We start from the raw sequence: 18,774 nt of genomic DNA, 5'->3' as shown, positions 1-18,774 counted from the left end.
GGGTAGCCGATGGCGACTGACCCCAATGGAATCGCCGAACCGTCTGCTCTTTCGCTCACCGGCGCGAGCAAGACGTTCGGCCCCGTGATCGCTCTGGCCGACGGCACGATCGACATCCGGCCCGGCGAGATCCACGCGCTCGTGGGCGAGAACGGCGCCGGCAAGTCGACGCTGGTGAAGATCCTGGCCGGTGTGCACCAGCCCGACGGAGGCGAGTTCCTCGTCGCAGGCGAGCCGGTGAGCTTCCGCACCCCGGCCGACAGCAAGGCCGCCGGCATCTCGGTGATCTACCAGGAGCCCACCCTCTTCCCCGACCTGACCGTCGCGGAGAACATCTTCATCGGCCGGCAGCCCCGCAACCGCGCCGGCCTGATCAACCGCGCCGAGATGCGCCGCCAGGCCCGCGCCCTGTTCGAACGGCTGGGCGTTCCGATCGATCCCGACCGCGTGGCCGAGGGCCTCTCGATCGCCGATCAGCAGATCATCGAGATCGCCAAGGCCATCTCGCTCGACGCCAAGGTGCTCGTGATGGACGAGCCGACCGCCGCCCTCTCCGGCGTCGAGGTCGACCGCCTGTTCGGCGTGGCCCGCTCGCTCCGCGAACGCGGCGCCGGCATCCTGTTCATCTCGCACCGCTTCGAAGAGGTGTTCGCGCTCTGCGACCGCATCACCGTGATGCGCGACGGCCGCTACATCTCCACGCACGTCACCGCCGAGGTGACCGTGGATGCGATCGTGCGCGAGATGGTCGGCCGCAGCATCGACGCCCTCTTCCCCAAGTCGGAGGCGCCGATCGGCGACACCGTGCTGAGGGTCGAGGGTCTCGGCCGCGCGGGTGTCTTCCGCGGCATCGACTTCGAGGTGAAGGCGGGCGAGATCGTGGCCCTCTCCGGCCTCGTCGGCGCCGGCCGCACCGAGGTCGCCCGCGCCGTGTTCGGCATCGACAAGTACGACGAAGGCGCCGTCACCCTCGGCGGCAAGGCACTCAAGCCGCACAGCCCTCAGGCCGCGATCGACGCCGGCATCGGATTCGTTCCCGAAGACCGCCGCAAGCAGGGCCTCGTGATGGACCTCTCGGTGGCCAAGAACGCCACCCTCACCCTGCGCAAGCAGCTCGCGAGATTCGGCCTGATCAACGGCCGCACCGAGCGCCGGGTGGCCGAGGACTGGTCCAAGCGCCTCCAGGTGAAGACCGGATCGCAGGACTACGCGGTCTCCACCCTCTCCGGCGGCAACCAGCAGAAGGTCGTCATCGCCAAGTGGCTCGCCACCGAGCCGAAGCTGCTGATCGTCGACGAGCCCACCCGCGGCATCGACGTGGGCACCAAGTCCGAGGTGCACCGGCTGATCTCCGATCTGGCCGGCCGCGGCATCGCCATCCTGATGATCTCGTCCGAACTGCCCGAGGTGCTCGGCATGGCCGACCGCGTGCTCGTCATGCACGAGGGCCGCATCACCGCCGAGATCCCCCGCGAGAGGGCGACCGCCGAACGCGTGATGCACGCGGCGACCGCCTCGGTGAACCTCACGACCGAAGGGTCCGCCGCATGACCACCACAACCGTCCAGTCGGAGAAGCCCGGGCCCGCGGCGCACGACAAGCGCAACCCCGTGGCCGCATTCTTCCGCCAGCGCGAGATCCCCGTGGCCGCCGCCCTCGTGGCGCTCGTGCTGATCACCTTCGCGATCAACCCGCTGTTCCTCTCGCCGCAGAGCGTCAAAGACCTGCTGCTGAACGCCACGATCATGATCATCCTGGCCGTCGGTCAGGCCCTCGTGATCATCACCCGCAACGTCGACCTGTCGATCGGCTCCATCGTGGGCCTGGTCGCGTTCGGCACCGGCTCGCTGTTCAACATCGCGCCCGGGATGCCCATCCCGCTCGTCTTCCTGATCGGCATCGTGTTCGGCGGCCTGCTCGGCGCGGTCAACGGCCTCCTGGTCACGCTGGCCAAGGTTCCCGCGCTGGTGATCACGCTCGGCACGATGTACATCTACCGCGGCATCCTCAGCACCTGGGCCGGCAGCAAGCAGTACTTCTCGGGCGACAACCCCAAGGAGTTCGGCAACCTCTCGGTCGACACCTTCTTCGGCTTCCCGATCATCACGATCATGGCCGTGGTCGTCGTCGTGATCGTCGCCATCGTGCTGGGCCTTCGCCGCGGCGGCCGCGACCTCTACGCGATCGGCTCCGATCCGGATGCCGCCAAGCTGTTCGGCATCCCGACCGGCCGCCGGGTGATGGCCGCGTTCATCGCCTGCGGTGCGCTCACGGGCCTCGCCGGCATCCTGTACGCCTCGCGCTACAACTCGGTCGGCGCGCTGACCGGATCGGGCCTCGAGCTCGACGTGGTGGCTGCGGTCGTGGTGGGTGGCGTGGCCATCTTCGGCGGATCGGGCACCGTGGTCGGCGCCGCGATCGGCGCGGTGCTGCTCTCCACCATCACCTCCTCGCTCACCGCGACCCGCGTCGACAAGTTCTGGCAGCAGGCCATCGTGGGCGTGCTCATCCTGGCCGCCATCGTGATCGACCGCGTGGTGAGCATCCGAAATACCCGCAAGCTGCGAGTGAGTGAGGCCCGCGATGTCTGAGCCCGTGAAGACTGGTCAGCCCCTTTCGGCAACGCAGACCCTCATCGACACCTCCGCCGCGCCCAAGCGCGGGCTGCCCCGCTGGCTGCGCGGCAACGACGCGATCATCTTCGCCGTGCTGATCGTCGTCATCCTGGTGGCGAGCATCTCGGTGAAGAACTTCGCCAGCACGCTGACCGTGGGCTTCCTGCTCATCCAGATCGTGCCGATCATCCTGATCGCGATGCCGATGGCGCTCGTGATCATCTCGGGCGAGATCGACCTCTCGGTGGCGAGCACCGCCGGCCTCACCAGCGCCGTGATGGGTGTGCTGTGGCGAGACAGCGGGATGGACATCTGGGTCGTGATGGCCCTGTGCCTCCTGGTGGGTGTGGCGGCCGGCGCCTTCAACGGTTTCTTGATCACCACGCTCGGACTGCCGTCGCTGGCTGTGACGATCGGCACGCTCGCGCTGTACCGGGGCCTCGCCCTGGTGGTGATCGGCGACGGCAAGGTGTCGAACTTCCCCGCCGAGCTGACCGCGCTGTCGACCGCCAAGATCGGCACGACCGGTATCCCCGTGGTGATGATCCTGGTGCTCGTGGTGATCGCGTTCTTCGCGGTGCTGCTGCACTTCACCCCGTTCGGCCGCGGCCTCTACGCCCTCGGCTTCAGCAAGGAGGCCGCGACCTTCGTGGGCATCCGTGTGGGGCACGCCAAGTTCTGGCTGTTCGTGGCCACCGGGGTCGTCTCGAGCCTGGTGGGCGTGTTCTGGACGCTGCGGTTCGCGAGCGCCGGCCCCGACAACGCCACCGGGATCGAGCTCAGCGTGATCGCGGCCGTGCTGCTCGGCGGCGTCTCGATCTTCGGCGGCAAGGGATCCATCCCCGGCGTCGTGGCAGGCGTGCTGCTGATCGGCACGCTCACCTACGCCCTTCGCCTGGCGAAGGTGCCCGAGACCACCCTCGTCATCGTCACGGGCGCCCTGCTCGTGATCTCCGTCGTCGCCCCCAGCCTCACCGGCTGGATCCGCGAACGCATCCGGCTGACCCGGGTGCGCCGAGAAGTCCAGAGGTTGTCCACCTCCGGTCAAACCAGCGCCTAACGCACCAGGCGTGCCCTAAGAAAGGAAGAACAATGGAGTTGTTTCAGAAGTTCGGCGGCTCAGGCCGTCGTTCGAACGCCCGTCGTATCGCCTCCGTCGCCGCGATCGCCGCGACCGTCGCCCTCGTGGCCACGGGATGCGCGTCCGGCGGCAGCGACACCGCCTCCACCGACAGCGCGGGAGGCGACAGCCCCGGCTCGATCGTGTTCCTGCCCAAGCAGCTGAACAACCCGTACACCGACGTCGTTCTCGGCGGCGGCGACACGGCGGCCGGAGAGATCGGTTTCGAGGCCTCGACCCTCGGCCCGCTCGAGGCCTCGGCCAGCGCGCAGGTGCCGTTCATCGAGCAGGCGACGCAGGAGGGCGCGAACGTCATCGTGATCGCCGCCAACGACCCCGACGCCGTCGGCCCCTCGCTGCAGCAGGCGCGCGACGCCGGCGCCAAGATCGTGGCCTTCGACTCCGACACCAACCCCGACTACCGCGACGTGTTCGTCAGCCAGGTCGTGGCGAAGGATGTCGGACTCGTGCAGCTCGAGATGATCGCCGACCAGATCGGCGGCGCCGGTGACATCGCGATCCTGTCGGCCACGGCCACCGCGACCAACCAGAACGAGTGGATCAAGTACATCGAGGACGAGCTCGCCTCGAACCCGAAGTACAAGGACATCAAGCTCGTCACCACCGTCTACGGTGACGACGACGCCGACAAGTCCTTCAAGGAGGCCCAGGGCCTGCTGCAGAGCTACCCCGATCTGAAGGGCATCATCTCGCCCACCACGGTCGGCATCGCCGCCGCGGGCAAGTACCTCTCGACCTCGGACTACAAGGGCAAGGTCGCGCTGACCGGTCTCGGCCTGCCGAACGAGATGCGCGAGTTCGTCAAGGACGGCACCGTCACCGAGTTCGCCCTGTGGGACCCGGCGCAGCTCGGCTACGTCGCTGCGTACGCCGGCCAGGCTCTGCTCGACGGCACCATCACCGGCGCCGAGGGCGACACCTTCACCGCCGGCGACCTGGGTGAGAAGGAGGTGGGCGCCGACGGCATCATCATCGTGGGCCCGCCGACCAAGTTCAACGCCGAGAACATCGACGACTACGACTTCTAGGCCGTAGCCGTTCCCAGGGTGCATCCCTGAGTCCGGCGCCCGGGCCGATCACGCCCGGGCGCCGGACCCCACCGCATCCGTTCGCCACCGCATCCGTTTTCCTCCCTTCCCCGTTCACCTCAAGGAAGAGCATGAGCATCCTCACCCCGTTCACCCGCCGCAAGACCCGCATCGGCCTCGTGGCCGGCGGACTCGCCGCCTACTGGCCGCAGTTCCCCGAGCTCCTCCCGCAGCTGCAGGAGTCGAGCGCCTACGTCACCGGCCGGTTCAACGAGCTCGACGCCGAGGTCGTCGACGTGGGCTTCGTGTCGGATGCGCAGGAGGCGGTCGTCGCCGCCGAGAAGCTGCGGGTCGCCGACTGCGACCTCATCGTCATCTTCCTCACCACCTACCTCACCTCCTCGATGGTGCTGCCGATCGCGCAGAAGTCGCAGACGCCGGTGCTGGTCATCGACCTGCAGCCCACCGAGGCGATGGATCACGCGAACTTCGACACCGGCAAGTGGCTGGCCTACTGCGGCCAGTGCCCCGTGCCCGAGGTCGCCAACGTCTTCACCCGGGCGGGCATCCCGTTCCGCTCCGTCTCGGGCCACCTGAAGCAGGAGTCGGCCTGGACGCGGATCGAGCAGTGGGTGCACGCCGCCGGCGTCCGGGCCCGGCTGCGCACCGCCCGGCACGGCCTGATGGGCCACCTCTACCCCGGCATGCTCGACGTGTCGACCGACCTCACCCTGGTGCAGACCCAGTTCGGCTCGCACGTGGAGGTGCTCGAGTTCGACGACCTCCGGGTGCGCGTCGACGAGGTGACGGATGCCGAGGTGCGCGAGCGCGTCGCCCTCGCCCGCGAGCTGTTCACCATCGACGGATCGGTCGACCAGGACGATTTCGACTGGGGCGCGAAGGTCTCGGTGGGGCTCGACCGGCTGGTCGCCGACTTCGACCTCGACACGGTCGCCTACTACCACCGGGGCCTCAAGGGCGAGCAGCACGAGCGGCTCGGCGCCGGCATGATCCTCGGCTCGTCCATCCTCACCGCCCGGGGCATCCCGATGGCCGGCGAGTACGAGCTGCGCACCTCGATCGCGATGCTCGCGGCGCAGGCGATCGGATCCGGCGGCTCGTTCACCGAGATCCAGGCCATCAACTTCTTCGACGACGTGGTGGAGATGGGGCACGACGGTCCGGCGCACCTCGCGGTCTCGGCTCGGGATCCGCTGCTGCGCGGTCTCGGCGTCTACCACGGCAAGCGCGGCTGGGGCGTGTCGGTCGAGTTCGACGTGCAGGCCGGCCCGGTCACCACCTTCGGTCTCGGTCAGGACCGCGACGGTTCGTACGTGTTCATCACCTCGGAGGGCACGGTCGTTCCCGGCCCGCTGCTCGAGATCGGCAACACCACCTCGCGGGTGTCGTTCGGGGGCGACCCGGGCGAGTGGGTCGACGAGTGGTCGCAGACCGGCATCGGGCACCACTGGGCCCTCTGCGTGGGCCACCGGGCGGCCGACATCAAGGCGGCCGCCGCGCTTCTCGGCATCCGGCACCGCCATGTGTCGATGGCCGGCAAGCGCAGCTGGGAGGTCTGATCCGATGGAACGTGTCTGCTTCCAGCTGCAGGTGAAGCCCGAGCTGATCCCCGAGTACACCCGGCGGCACGCGGCCATCTGGCCCGACATGGCGGCTGCCCTCAAGGCGAACGGATGGCACAACTACTCGCTGTTCCTGCGCCCCGACGGCCTGCTGATCGGGTACTTCGAGACCCCCTCGCTCGCGGAGGCGCAGGCCGGAATGGCTGCGACCGAAGTCAACGCCCGCTGGCAGGCCGAGATGAGCGAGTTCTTCGTAGAGCTCGAAGGCGCACCCGACACGGGGTTCGTGCAACTGACCGAGGTGTTCCACCTCGAAGACCAGCTGCCGGCCTGAGCCCCCGGTCTCGACGCGGTCTGGTACTTTTGAAACGTTTCACTACAACGGAAAGCTAAGGAAACATCCCCATGGTGCAGTTCAACGACATCGCCGCCGATCTCGAACGCCAGGCGATCGAGCTCCCCTCCTGGGCGTTCGGCAACTCCGGTACCCGCTTCAAGGTCTTCGGCACGCCGGGCACCCCGCGCACGCCCGAGGAGAAGATCGCGGATGCGGCCCAGGTGCACCAGTACACCGGTCTCGCTCCGAAGGTGGCCATCCACATCCCGTGGGACAAGGTCTCCGACTACGCGGCCCTGCGCTCCTACGCGAACGACCACGGTGTCGACCTCGGCACCGTGAACTCGAACACCTTCCAGGACGACGCCTACAAGTTCGGCTCGCTGACCTCGTCGGATGCTGCGGTGCGCCGCCAGGCGATCGATCACCACCTGGAGTGCATCGACATCATGCACCAGACCGGATCCCAGGATCTCAAGATCTGGCTCGCCGACGGCACCAACTACCCGGGACAGGGCGACATCCGCTCGCGTCAGGACTGGCTCGCGGAGTCGCTGCAGGAGATCTACGACGCCCTCGGCGACGAGCAGCGCCTGGTGCTGGAGTACAAGTTCTTCGAGCCGGCTTTCTACCACACGGATGTTCCGGACTGGGGCACCTCCTACGCCCACGTCTCGGCGCTCGGCCCCAAGGCGTACACCTGCCTCGACACCGGTCACCATGCTCCCGGCACGAACATCGAGTTCATCGTGGCGCAGCTGTTGCGGCTCGGAAAGCTCGGCTCGTTCGACTTCAACTCGCGGTTCTACGCCGACGACGACCTGATCGTGGGGGCGGCCGACCCGTTCCAGCTGTTCCGCATCCTGTTCGAGGTGGTGCGCGGTGGCGGGTACGACGTCGACTCCCCCGTAGCATTCATGCTCGACCAGTGCCACAACGTCGAAGAGAAGATCGTGGGCCAGATGCGCTCGGTGCTGAACGTGCAGGAGATGACGGCGCGTGCGCTGCTCGTCGACCGTGCCGCGCTGCTCGAGGCGCAGAACGCGAACGACGTGCTCGGCGCCAACGGCATCCTGATGGACGCGTTCTACACCGACGTGCGCCCCGCCCTCGCAGCCTGGCGCGAATCCCGCGGCCTCGCCGGCGACCCGATCGCGGCCTTCAAGGCCTCGGGCTACCAGGAGAAGATCGTGGCCGACCGCGTCGGCGGCGCCCAGGCCAGCTGGGGCGCCTGACCCGCGCCCGCCCAGCCCCCTCTACCGTCCGCCGTGCCTCGTGGTGGGGGCGCGGCGGACTCTCCCACTCCCCAAGAGAGATCTCGTTGAGTTGCCTCAGATGGCCGCTGTTCCATCCGGATGGCGGCCATTCGGGGCAGATCAGCGGACGGTGGGGCAGCGGCTAGGGTCGAGGGATGACTGAGGAGCGCACGCCGGAGCATCTCGCGCGGCGGCGAACCGCGGGAGCCGTCACGCAGCTCGGCACCGAGGTGAGCATCAACCTCGGCTCGGCCCTCGCGGGGCTCGTCATCCCGGTGGTGGGCGCGTTCGTGGTGGTGGCCGCGCGGCAGCTCGTGATGGCCGCCGTGGTGCTGCCGTTCTACCGGCCGGCCCGCTCGCGCCTCACCTGGCGGGCGCTCTGGCCGGCCCTGGCGCTCGGCGTCGTGCTGGCGGTGATGAACCTCTCGTTCTACCAGTCGGTGCACCTGCTGGGGCTCGGCATCGCTGCGACGATCGAGTTCCTCGGCCCGCTCACGCTCGCCCTCGTGACCAGCCGCCGCCTCCTCGACGTGATCTGCGCCATCGCGGCCGGCTGCGGCGTGTTCCTGCTCACCGGATTCGACGGCACGATCGACGGCTGGGGCATCCTGCTCGCCCTGACCGCCGCGGCCGCCTGGGCGTTCTACATCGTGCTCACCCGCCGGGTGGCGACCCGGCTGCCGGGTCTGGAAGGCCTCACCGTGGCGAGCGTGGTGAGTCTCGCCATCCTGGTGCCGCCGGCCCTGCTCACCCTCGACGTGACCGCGATCGACTGGAACGTCGTCGCTCTGCTGGTGGGGGTGGCCATCCTCTCGTCGGCCCTCCCCTACAGCCTCGACACCTACATCCTGCGCCGGATCACCCCGCGGCTCTACGCCATCATCACGGCGTTCGGCCCGGTCGTCGCCGCGGTCTTCGGCTGGCTCATCCTGCACGAGCAGTTCACAGCGCTGGAGGTGCTGGCCATCGCCATCGTCTGCGCCGCGGCCGGCACCGCGATCGCCACCCAGCGCGACCGCCCCGCGCCCGAACCCCCGCTCGAGCAGTTGGCCACCAACCTCCCCTGACTCAGACGCCGCCCCCGCGACACACGAGAACCACCGAGGTGGTGCGGGACGGACCTCGAGTCTCGGGGCCCGCCCACTCGACCCAGGGTGAGGGCGTGGCCTCGACAGCGACCGCACCCGAACATGTCCCCTCGCGCCGGGCGGGGACCGGCGCGACCGGCAGAGCGCCCTCGCCGCCAGGCGAGAGCGCTCTGCCGCAGCTAGCTCAGAAGCCGATGGAGGGGTCGATGAACTCGTTCGTCACGATGCTGTCCGGAGTGAGGCCCGCGGCCGGGGGCGTGCCCTGCTCGTCGAACAGGGGGGTCGTGATGTCGATGATCTTCTGCACGCGGTCGAGGTCGAAGTTGCCGACCGTGTCGTCGGATCCGTTGCCCACGAGGCCGAGGTCCTTCTGCGCCTGCACCGAGTAGGCGGCCACGCCGGGCGTGTACACCCAGCCGTTGTCGAACTCGTCGACGGCCTTCAGGATGAGCTCATTCGTGGCGGTCGGGTCGGTGTAGTAGTCGACCGTGGCCTGCTGGATGACGGGCACCAGCGCCGTGAGGCACGGCGAGAGCGACTCGAGGTCGCCGGTGCGCACCGAGAGCGCGGAGGCGTAGATCGGGTAGCCGGCATCGTGGATGAGCTGGAACGCGACCGGCTTCTCCCAGTCGGCCAGCTCGTTCTCGTAGACGTAGGGCTCGACCGTGGCGAAGCCCTGCTGCGCGTCGGCGCCCTGCGCCGCGATGAACGAGGCGGGGGTGCCGTCGTAGCTGCCGTCGACGTGCGAGGCGGGGAGGATGCCCGAGCCCATCAGGTACTCCATGTAGGCCGCTCCGCCGAAGTAGCGCACGATCGCGTCCGTCTTGCCGAGGTCGGCGATGGTCTTCACCTCGGGGTAGGTCTCCGGATCCCACATGATGATCTGCGGCCCCACCTCGAACGGCGCGAACACCGCGGTGGTGGGCATGTCGGCCGAGAGCTGCACGGCTTCGTCGGTGTTGGCGTAGCCGAGCGTGATGTCGGGGTCGGTGTACTGCTGGCTGGTCACGGTCTGGAAACCGATCGCCGGCCCGCCCGAGCGCACCTCCACGTTCACGCCGGTGTACTCGCCCGCGGCGAACAAGGGCCCCGAGACCGCCTTGTTCTGGGCATCGATCGTGGCATCCGGACCGATCAGCTGGTAGAGGTTGCCCTGCTCGGCCTCGGGGTTCCAGTCGGTCTGGATCACGACGTTCGCCGGGCAGCCGGCGGCGGCGAGGTCGACCGAGCCGATCGCGAGGTCGGCGGCGGGGCTGGCGTCGGTTCCGGATGCTCCGGCCGAGCATCCGCTGAGCGCGGCGATCGAGACCAGTACGGCGCCGGTGGCGAGAGTGGTCCGGATGAGTGTGGTTCTGCGGTGCATGACGTCTCCTTGGTGGGGGGATGAGTGGTGCAGAGGTGGGGGTCAGAGCTCGTCGGCGTCGGCCGTGGCGGGCGCGCCGCGCAGCGTGAAACGGTCGCGGGTGGTGGTGTAGAAGCTCGCCCCGAAGCGGGCGACGGGCGCGTAGTCGGCCAGCCGCACGCGCCAGGCCTCCGTGTCGATGAGGTCGTCGCGGGTGTGCAGCGACACGATCCGGCCGAGGAAGATCTCGCGGCTGGTGGTGTCGATCTTCTCGTGCAGCACGCACTCGAACGCCACCGGAGCGTCTCGGATGGTCGGCGGCGCGACGACCCGCGAGGGATCGGTCGCGAGCCCCACGGCCTCCAGCTCGCTAACGCCGTGCGGCAGTCGTTCGCCGCACCGGTCGGCCGCCTCGGCCAGTCCTTCGTCGACCATGTGCACCACGAACTCGCCGGAGGAGTCGATGTTGCGCGCGGTGTCGCGGCGCTCATCCGGCCCCGAGCGGTTGAGGCTGATCAGCACCAGCGGCGGCTCCTCGCCCAGCATGCAGAACATGCTGAAGGGCGCCGCGTTCACCACGCCCTGCGGATCGACGGTGGTCACGAACGCGATCGGCCGCGGCACGATCAGGCTCGCCATCAGCTTGTACCGTTCGTACTCGCCGATCGCCGTGAAGTCGACGTCAGGCATGGTGCGTCGCCGCCCACCAGGCCAGCAGCACGTCGCGCAGGGCCGAGCCCTCGTCGGAGTAGAGGTCGCGACGCCAGAGCGCCTCGAACAGCGCCGCCGTCTCGGCCTTGAGCTCGACCTCGGTCGGCGAGTACACGATGGGGGCGTTGGTGAACTGCGGCGTATAAGAGGAGTCGCGGCGAAGCTCCCGCTCGGCCCGGATCACCGGCTGCCGGAACTGCTCCACCGTGCGCTGCGTGTCGTAGGCGCGCAGCACCGGCACGGCCGCGATGTCGGCCCCGGATGCCCGCCACCGCTGCACGAGCACCGGCTTGATCGAGAAGTTGCTGGTCTTCATCACGTCGGCGCCGCAGATGTTGGGCACGGCGAGCACGTCCATCAGCGCCAGCAGCTCCACGTGGTCGCCCGGCTGCGACGACTGGTGGTGGATGCCGGGCATCCCGTCGGCGACGGTCGTGCTCATGAAGAAGTTGAACGAGTCGTGCACGTCGTCCGGGGTCAGTCCGTACTCGCGCTGCGCCTCGGCCTGGATGTCGGCGCAGTTGGTGTGCTCGGCGAACCCGTACGCGGTCTCGTAGAGGTTGGCGCTGCAGCGGGGGAACACCACGTCGTTGCAGTGCACCGTGTCGGCCGCGATGAACATCATCGCGCGCTCGCGGGGCGGCGACGACCAGAGGAAGTCGCCCGCGCCGGGGTTGATGCCGTGCAGGGTGCGGGTGCGGCCGGTGTGGAAGAACTCGCGGTAGTCGTGCAGGTTGAAGCAGTTGAAGTCGACGCACTGCGCGCCCGCGATCTGCTCGATCCGCAGCAGCTCGCCGGCCCGCACCTCGATCGCCTTTCCGGTGCCGGGCTCCAGCACGAACTCCTCGAGCAGTTCACGGCTGGCGGGCACCGGATGCTCGACGCGTGACGACCAGTCGTCGACCCGCCCCGAGACGGCCGGCACCGCCAGCGTGGAGTACTCGCCGCTCGCGGTCTCGGCCACGGCCCGTGCCACGAGGGCGGCCAGGTCGGGCGCCTCTCCGGCGTCGATGCTGCGGGCGAGCAGGGCGCGCTGCTGCTGGTTCAGCTGCAGCGCCACGGAGGTGAGGAGATCGGTCATAGCTTCAGTATGCCGTATTCATCGTTTCGGTATACGTAAACTCTGCGTTTCGTATTCATTTCCGCTGGATGACGGATGCCAGGCCCTATACTCTCCTCATGTCCGACCCGTCCTCGAGCCGCTCGCTCACCGCCTACGCGGCCTTGCGCGAAGCCATCATGGAGAACGCGCTGAAGCCCGGAACCAAGCTGCCGGAAGAAGATCTGGGGCTCCACTTCGGGGTCAGCCGCACCCTCATCCGGGCGGCGATCGCGCGGCTGGCCACCGAGGGCCTGGTCGATGTGGGCAAGACGAAGTCGGCCACCGTGGCCCAGCCGAGTCGCGAGGAGGCCGAGGAGGCCTTCGAAGTGCGGCGGATGCTCGAACGCGAGGTCGTGCGACTGGTCGCCGGGCGGTGGGACGAGAGCAAGCACCGCACCCTGCTCGCCCAGATCGAGCAGGAGCGGGTGGCCTCCGAGAGCGGCGACCACAAGCTCTCGGTGCGGCTCGGCGCCGAGTTCCACATCCTCCTCGCCGAGATGACGGGCAACACCCTGCTGCGCCGCTACGTGTTCGAGATCCTGGGCCGCACCACCCTGATCATCGCCGTGCATGGCCGGCCGCATCCGCAAGACGACAGCCTGGCCGAGCACATCGCTCTCGTCGAAGCGCTCCGATCGGGCGACACCGCCACCGCCGACCGCCTCGTCGACGCCCACATCGCCGCCGTCGAGTCCCGCGCCCTCCCGGCCGCGCCGCCCCCCGAACCCGAGGCGCTGGCCGACATCCTCACCCGCTTCTCCCGCCCCTGAGCACGGCCTCCCCCTCCTGTTCCGGCCCGCCCTTCCCGCCCGCCACCTCCCGCCGACCGACCTTCCCGCCGCCGCCTCCCGCCCGCCACTTGGCACAAGTTGTGGCAAGTCGCCCCGTATTGCGGCGACTTCTGCCAAGTGGCTGCTCGTGGCACCGGGCTGGGGGGGTGGGGGGAACGGGGAGGGGGAACGGGGGTTATCCCCCAGACGGATCGGGCGGGTGGCCGCATGGTCGCGGGGACACACCGCCGCCTACGGTTGAGACGTGAAAAGAACCCTGCTCTTCCTCTGGTGCGCCGCCGCCGATCTGGCGCTCGACGGGCTGCTCGGCATCCTGTGGTTCACCGTGCTGATCGCGATGGTGAGCACGGGCATCAGCCTCCTCCCGGCGTTCGGCATCGGCATCGCTCTGCTCTGGATCACGGCATATGCGGCCCGCGGCATATTCTTCGTGGAACGTCAGCGGGCGCAGGCCCTCTACGACATCCGCATCACGCCTCCGACACGCAAGCGCACCACGGCGCAGGGATTCGGTGGCTGGATCGCGCAGGTGTTCCTCGACGTCTTCTCGGGCACCTTCTGGAAGGGCTTCCTGCACACCCTGCTCAGCCTGGTGCTCGGCACCGTGTTCTGGGTGCTGCTGCAGAGCTCGTTCTCGATCGTCGCCGGCCTTCAGCGAGGCTCCCTCGACGGGCTGAGCCTGCCGTTCAGCGGCCCGCTCGTCGCCGTGGTCGCCGGCGTTCTCGCCCTCGCGGTGGTGCTGCTCTACATCTACGGCGCCGGCTCGCTCGACCGCCTGCTCGCCCCCGCGCTGCTCGGCACCAGCCGCACCGCCGCCCTCGAGCAGCGGGTCGACGTGCTGCAGGATGCCCGCCAGGGCGCGGTCGACGCCGCCTCGATCGAACGCCAGCGGATCGAACGCGACCTGCACGACGGTGTGCAGCCCCGCCTGGTGGCGATCGCGATGACCCTCGGGATGGCCCAGGGCAAGCTCGACTCCGATCCCGCCGGCGCCCGGGCCCTGATCGACGAAGCCCACCGCGAGACCAAGGAATCCATCACCGAGCTGCGGCACCTGGCCCGGGGCATCCACCCCGCCGTGCTCACTGATCGGGGTCTGGATGCCGCCCTGTCGGCGGTGGCCTCGTATTGCACGGTGCCCACGACGGTGCGGGTCGACCTGCCCACCCGGCCCTCGGCCGAGACCGAGGCCGTGATCTACTTCGCCGTCTCGGAGGCGCTCACCAATGTCAGCAAGCACTCCCGCGCCGGCACCTGCTCGGTCGGTGTGACGCAGACCCCGAACGGCGTGCGCGCCGTGGTGTTCGACGACGGCGTGGGCGGAGCCGAACTCGGCCGGGGTGGCGGGGTCGGCCTCGCCGGGCTCGCCGACCGGGTGCGCTCGGCCGGCGGATCCGTCGCCGTGCACAGCCCCGCCGGCGGCCCGACCGTTCTCACCGTGGAGGTGCCGTGCGCCTTCTGACCGGCACGCCCGCCCGCTTCGGCCGGTGCGCCCCCGCCCGATTCGGCCGGTGCACCCACGGCACTGCCCCCGCCCACGCCCGCACCACCACCGCCACCGCCAGAATCGACCACCCCACCACCCACCTCCCGGAGGTACTGCTGTGCGCATCCTGATCGCCGAAGACTCCGTGCTGCTGCGCGCCGGGCTCGAGCGTCTGCTCGCCGACGCCGGGCACGAGGTGGTGGCCTCGGTCGCGAGCGCCGAAGACCTGCTTCGTGCCGTCGACGAGCACCGGCCCGACCTCGCCCTGGTCGACGTGCGGATGCCGCCCACCTTCACCGACGAGGGCATCCGGGCCGCGGTGCTGCTGCGTTCCGGCCCGGCCCGTGCGACCGCGCCGACGGGCACGGAGTCCGCCCACCCCCTGCCGGTGCTCGTGCTCTCGCAGTACGTCGAGGAGCGGTACGCCGCCGAGCTGATCGCATCGAACTCGTCCGGCCTCGGCTACCTGCTGAAGGATCGGGTGGCCGACGTCGAGGAGTTCCTCGGCGCGGTCGCCGAGGTGGGCGCGGGTGGAACCGTGCTCGACCCCGAGGTCGTGGCGCAGATCGTCATCCGCTCGCAGCGCTCCTCGGAGCTCGGCACGCTCACCGCCCGCGAGCGCGAAGCCCTGCAACTGATGGCCGAGGGGCGCTCCAACAGCGCCATCGCCGCCCGGATGCACGTGACCGAGGGCTCGGTCGAGAAGTTCATCTCGGCCGTCTTCGGCAAACTCGGCCTGCCCGCCGCCGACTCCGGCAACCGCCGCGTGCTCGCGGTGCTCAAGTACCTCGGCGCCACCGGTCGCTCCTGACGCGGCGACCTCCGCCCGCCCCCTCTTCTCCCCTCCGACGAAAGCAGATCCCCCATGACGACCGCACCGAACACTCTGCCGGCCTTTCCGCCCCCGGCTCCCGCACCGAAACCCGACCGCACCCTCCGCAACGCGCTTCTGGCCCTCGGATCGGCCCTGATCGTGGGGCTGCTCCTGATCGGCGGCGTGCAATTCGCCCTGGCCGGCACGGGCGAAGACCAGTCCGGCAGCTACACGCAAGCCGGCTCGTTCCGCACGCTCGACATCGACACGAGTGCGGCGAACGTGAGCGTGCGGTACGGGACCGTCTCCGAGGCGCGGATCGACTTCGACTCCGGCGGCTCGCCCCTGCGGTACGAGCAACGCCTCACCGGCGACACCCTCGAGGTCGGCGTGCACAACCGGGGCTGGTGGATCTTCGGCATCGTCGGCGGCTTCGAGCCCGCGACGCTGCAGATCACCCTGCCGAGCGCGCTCGCCCCGGTGGCGGTCTCGCTCGAGAGCTCCGCCGGCAACAGCGACCTCGACGGCGACTTCGCGGCCCTCGACCTGGAGAGCTCGGCCGGCAACATCCAGGTCACCGGATCGGCCGACTCGCTTCACGCCTCCAGTTCGGCGGGCGACCTCACCGCCGACGACCTCGCGGTCAGCGGAGAGGTCGAGACCGAGAGCTCGGCCGGCACGACCGAACTGACGTTCACCGCGCTGCCCTCCTCGATCGAGATGGACAGCTCGGCCGGCGACATCCGCGTCGCCCTCCCCTCGGGCAGCTACGAGATCCGCACCGACACCTCGGTCGGTTCGGTCGAGCTCGGTGTTCCGAGCACTCCCGGCGCCTCCCGCCAGTACTCTTTCGAGACCAGCGCCGGCGACATCGTGCTGCTCCCCGCTCCCTGACCGGCCGACCGAAACGGCGCGGGCGACCCACGCCCACCGCAGCAGCGCATCCGACCGGATGGAGCCGCACCGCCGAGACGGATGCTGGCTCCAACCATTGCGCATGAGGGCACCGCGCTTCATCCACTTGGATGCCGCCCCACTCGGATGCCGACGGCGGCCGCCCGTCAGCTGAGGCGGTAGGTCGCGTACCGCACCGTGCTGGCGGCGCGCTCGGCCACGGCGACGTAGAGCGCGCACTGCAGAACGGCCAGCCGGGGCGAGGACGTCTCGATGGAGACCGTGGTGCGGAAGTAGTAGTCGCTCGGGTCGACCGGCTCGCCGCGCAGCAGCGCCTCCAGCACCTCGGGAGGGCCGCTCCGGATGCCCGTGGCGTGCAGGTAGAGCAGCTCGCCTTCGGGCGTGGAGGCCGAGTACCGGCCGTCGATCTCGATCGAACCGTCCGCGCGCACCACCTGCCAGTCGGCACCGCCCGGCAGGATCTCCGCCACCAGGACGTCGTCGGAGCCGCCGCGAACGCCACCGGGAGCCGCGTCGAAGGCACCTCCCAGAGCACCTCCGATGCGGCCCCGGATGCTGCCGCCGACGATCGGGATGATCCGCCGATGCCCCGCCCGGGTCATCCCGTGGTCTTCGATCTCGCCGAGCAGCACCTCGACGTCGAACACGTGCTCGAGAGTGGGAAGGGGAAGCGTCATCGTGACTCCGTCTCGCCCGCCGGCAGCGCAGGGTGGTTCGGCTGAGGGCCGTCGGTCAGCACCGCGAGCAGCCGCTCCAGAACGGGTGTGGCCTCGGCCAGGGTCGCTGCTTCGGTCTCGGTCAGCCCGGCCGCGGCCTCGCGCAGCAGCGCTGCGCTCGCGCGGTCGAAGGTCTCGAACAGCGTCAGCGCCCGGTCGGATGCGGTGACGACCACACGACGCCGGTCGCCATCGGCCGGGGTGCGCAGCACCAGGCCCCCGCGCTCCGCGGCGGCGAGCAGGTTGCTGACCGTCGACCTGTCCAGCCGAAGCCGCTCGGCGAGCTCACCCGGGCTCGCCGAGGTGCCGCGCGGAAGAGCCCGGATGAGGTCGATCTGCGCATCCGGGATGTCGGGCAGATCCGCGGCCGAGCGGGTCGCCGAGAGGAGAGCGCGTCGCAGGGGCGAGATGACGGCCGCCAGGCGGGCCGGCTCGAAGGCGCCCGTGCTCATCCGCGGGCCTCGGCGGCGCGGCTCACGGTGAGCGACGCCCGCTCGTTCAGCAGCGCCGGGTGGAAACCCGCCGCCTTCTTGTAGTCGGTCGCCACCCGCTCGAGCTCGTCGGCGCCGATCACGTCGTGGATGTGCTCGAAGCCGCCCGGAGCGCGCTGCTCGGCGAGCACCATGACCTTCTCGGGCCCGGCCTCCCGGGTCTGGGCGAGAAGCGCCGCCGTGGCCGGGCGCCGATCGGCCTCGTACGCGGCCAGCCCCTCCGACGCGGTCGCCGCCGTCCCCAGATGGAACGCGAGCACCCGCGAGTCGATGATCGCCTGCGACCCGCCGTTGGAGCCGTTGGGGTACATCGCGTGGGCGGCGTCGCCGAGCAGGGTCGAGCGGCCGACGGTCCAGCGCTCGAGCGGGTCGCGATCCACCATCGGGTACTCCAGCAGCTCCTCGGCCGACGAGATCAGAGCGGGCACGTCGAGCCAGTCGTAGCGCCAGTCGGCGAACAGTTCGGCGATCGGCCCGATCTCCACCGCGCGGTTCCAGTCGACCGAGGCCGTGCCCGCTCCGCGCTTCTCGGCGATGAAGTTGATGCGCATCCGCCCGCTCTCGTCGGCCTCGCCGAGCGGATACGCCACGAACTTCTGATCGCCGTGCCCGGCCATGATCATGGTGCGCCCATCGAGGAACGGCGGCGCATACGCGACACCGCGCCAGAGCGTGAGCCCACCCCAGGCCGGTGCGCCCTCCTCAGGATTGTGCTGAGCCCTCAACGACGAATGGATGCCGTCGGCCCCCACGATCACGTCGGCCGCCACTTCCACCACTCCCGCCGCCGTCTCGAAGCGCGCCGTGTCGGCATCCTCGCCCGGCACCACCTCGAGCAGCCGGTGCCCGGTGCGGATGACGTCGCCCAGCCGCTCCAGCACGGCGTCGCGCAGCGCCAGCTGCAGCCGTCCGCGGTGCACCGACAGCTGCGGCCAGCGGTAGCCGGCCGCCAGCCCGCGCGGTTCGCTCCAGATCGGCTGCCCCTGGGCGTTGAAGTACGCCAGCGAGGTGGGCTCGACGCCCAGCGTCGAGATCCGCTGCACGATCCCGAGCTCGGTCAGCTCCCGCACGGCATGCGGCAGCAGGTTGATCCCCACACCGAGCCCGCGCAGCTCATCGGCCCGCTCGTACACCTCGATGTCGCGGAACCCCGCGGCATCCAAGCTCAGAGCGGTGGCCAGCCCGCCGATCCCCGCACCCACGACAACGATCTTCATCGATCACTCCTACGTCTCGGCCCGCACCTTTGTCGAACCTGCACATAGTTTTGACACAAAAGTATCTTGTGTGCAAGTCCTGCTGTGCTAGTTGCCGGTCGCGCCGGGCTTCGCTCGGCGTGACCGGGCGGCGCCGGTCCC

General features: G+C 69.8%; 18 protein-coding genes. 12 read left to right on the top strand and 6 right to left on the bottom strand.

What is annotated here, in order from left to right:
• The first annotated feature begins 9 nt into the window (after window positions 1–9).
• From Q0D75_RS17945 to Q0D75_RS17910, 8 genes are all read left to right on the top strand, one after another.
• Window positions 10–1,551, top strand: coding sequence for a sugar ABC transporter ATP-binding protein (locus tag Q0D75_RS17945; protein ID WP_291056698.1), 1,542 nt, complete (start codon window positions 10–12; stop codon window positions 1,549–1,551).
• Entirely contained in the window at window positions 1,548–2,591 is a 1,044-nt protein-coding gene (locus Q0D75_RS17940; protein ID WP_291056695.1) for an ABC transporter permease, read from the top strand. Before Q0D75_RS17945 ends, Q0D75_RS17940 begins: the two co-directional genes overlap by 4 nt.
• A complete protein-coding gene (locus tag Q0D75_RS17935; protein WP_291056692.1) occupies window positions 2,584–3,675 on the top strand; it encodes an ABC transporter permease in 1,092 nt (363 codons plus the stop codon). The genes Q0D75_RS17940 and Q0D75_RS17935 overlap by 8 nt, the downstream gene beginning before the upstream one ends.
• Before the next feature lie 32 nt (window positions 3,676–3,707).
• Window positions 3,708–4,784: a rhamnose ABC transporter substrate-binding protein gene (gene rhaS, locus Q0D75_RS17930; protein WP_291056688.1), complete on the top strand. Its 1,077-nt coding sequence runs from the start codon at window positions 3,708–3,710 to the stop codon at window positions 4,782–4,784.
• A 131-nt stretch (window positions 4,785–4,915) separates the two neighbouring features.
• Complete coding sequence (locus tag Q0D75_RS17925; RefSeq protein WP_291056685.1) at window positions 4,916–6,364, top strand: L-fucose/L-arabinose isomerase family protein; 1,449 nt, start codon at window positions 4,916–4,918, stop codon at window positions 6,362–6,364.
• 4 nt (window positions 6,365–6,368) lie between these two features.
• Window positions 6,369–6,701, top strand: coding sequence for an L-rhamnose mutarotase (locus Q0D75_RS17920; RefSeq protein WP_291056682.1), 333 nt, complete (start codon window positions 6,369–6,371; stop codon window positions 6,699–6,701).
• A 71-nt stretch (window positions 6,702–6,772) separates the two neighbouring features.
• On the top strand, window positions 6,773–7,939 hold the full coding sequence (gene rhaI / locus Q0D75_RS17915) for an L-rhamnose isomerase (RefSeq protein WP_291056680.1): 1,167 nt from the start codon (window positions 6,773–6,775) through the stop codon (window positions 7,937–7,939).
• A gap of 176 nt (window positions 7,940–8,115) precedes the next feature.
• On the top strand, window positions 8,116–9,027 hold the full coding sequence (locus Q0D75_RS17910; RefSeq protein ID WP_291056677.1) for an EamA family transporter: 912 nt from the start codon (window positions 8,116–8,118) through the stop codon (window positions 9,025–9,027).
• Window positions 9,028–9,232: 205 nt separating this feature from the next.
• Here Q0D75_RS17910 and Q0D75_RS17905 read toward each other — a convergent pair whose 3' ends face one another.
• From Q0D75_RS17905 to Q0D75_RS17895, 3 genes are read right to left on the bottom strand one after another with little or no spacing between them, the layout of a single operon-like run.
• The gene (locus tag Q0D75_RS17905) at window positions 9,233–10,411 is read right to left on the bottom strand and encodes an ABC transporter substrate-binding protein (RefSeq protein WP_291056675.1); all 1,179 of its coding nucleotides are present in this window, start codon (window positions 10,409–10,411) and stop codon (window positions 9,233–9,235) included.
• Between the two features lie 42 nt (window positions 10,412–10,453).
• Complete coding sequence (locus Q0D75_RS17900; RefSeq protein WP_291056671.1) at window positions 10,454–11,080, bottom strand: flavin reductase family protein; 627 nt, start codon at window positions 11,078–11,080, stop codon at window positions 10,454–10,456.
• Window positions 11,073–12,182, bottom strand: a complete 1,110-nt coding sequence (locus tag Q0D75_RS17895) for an urea carboxylase-associated family protein (RefSeq protein ID WP_291056669.1) — start codon at window positions 12,180–12,182, stop codon at window positions 11,073–11,075. Before Q0D75_RS17895 ends, Q0D75_RS17900 begins: the two co-directional genes overlap by 8 nt.
• Window positions 12,183–12,280: 98 nt before the next feature.
• Here Q0D75_RS17895 and Q0D75_RS17890 point away from each other — a divergent pair, with 98 nt between their 5' ends.
• From Q0D75_RS17890 to Q0D75_RS17875, 4 genes are all read left to right on the top strand, one after another.
• Complete coding sequence (locus tag Q0D75_RS17890; RefSeq protein ID WP_291056665.1) at window positions 12,281–12,973, top strand: GntR family transcriptional regulator; 693 nt, start codon at window positions 12,281–12,283, stop codon at window positions 12,971–12,973.
• 265 nt (window positions 12,974–13,238) lie between these two features.
• Entirely contained in the window at window positions 13,239–14,456 is a 1,218-nt protein-coding gene (locus Q0D75_RS17885; protein ID WP_291056661.1) for a histidine kinase, read from the top strand.
• A gap of 142 nt (window positions 14,457–14,598) precedes the next feature.
• On the top strand, window positions 14,599–15,291 hold the full coding sequence (locus tag Q0D75_RS17880) for a response regulator transcription factor (RefSeq protein ID WP_291056655.1): 693 nt from the start codon (window positions 14,599–14,601) through the stop codon (window positions 15,289–15,291).
• 54 nt (window positions 15,292–15,345) lie between these two features.
• The gene (locus Q0D75_RS17875; protein ID WP_291056652.1) at window positions 15,346–16,188 is read left to right on the top strand and encodes a DUF4097 family beta strand repeat-containing protein; all 843 of its coding nucleotides are present in this window, start codon (window positions 15,346–15,348) and stop codon (window positions 16,186–16,188) included.
• A gap of 167 nt (window positions 16,189–16,355) precedes the next feature.
• Here the strand turns inward: Q0D75_RS17875 and Q0D75_RS17870 are convergent, their stop codons facing one another.
• The 3 genes from Q0D75_RS17870 to Q0D75_RS17860 are packed head-to-tail and all read right to left on the bottom strand — an operon-like array spanning window position 16,356 to window position 18,633.
• Window positions 16,356–16,886 carry a DUF3237 domain-containing protein gene (locus tag Q0D75_RS17870; protein WP_291056649.1) on the bottom strand — a complete coding sequence of 177 codons (531 nt, stop codon included), beginning with the start codon at window positions 16,884–16,886 and terminating at the stop codon, window positions 16,356–16,358.
• Entirely contained in the window at window positions 16,883–17,377 is a 495-nt protein-coding gene (locus Q0D75_RS17865) for a MarR family transcriptional regulator (protein ID WP_291056645.1), read from the bottom strand. The genes Q0D75_RS17870 and Q0D75_RS17865 overlap by 4 nt, the downstream gene beginning before the upstream one ends.
• The gene (locus Q0D75_RS17860) at window positions 17,374–18,633 is read right to left on the bottom strand and encodes a flavin-dependent oxidoreductase (protein WP_291056642.1); all 1,260 of its coding nucleotides are present in this window, start codon (window positions 18,631–18,633) and stop codon (window positions 17,374–17,376) included. The genes Q0D75_RS17865 and Q0D75_RS17860 overlap by 4 nt, the downstream gene beginning before the upstream one ends.
• Between the last annotated feature and the right edge of the window lie 141 nt (window positions 18,634–18,774).

Source organism: Herbiconiux sp., assembly GCF_023264855.1.
In the GTDB taxonomy this organism is placed as follows: Bacteria; Actinomycetota; Actinomycetes; order Actinomycetales; family Microbacteriaceae; genus Herbiconiux.
This window is presented reverse-complemented; position numbering and strand designations above follow the sequence as displayed.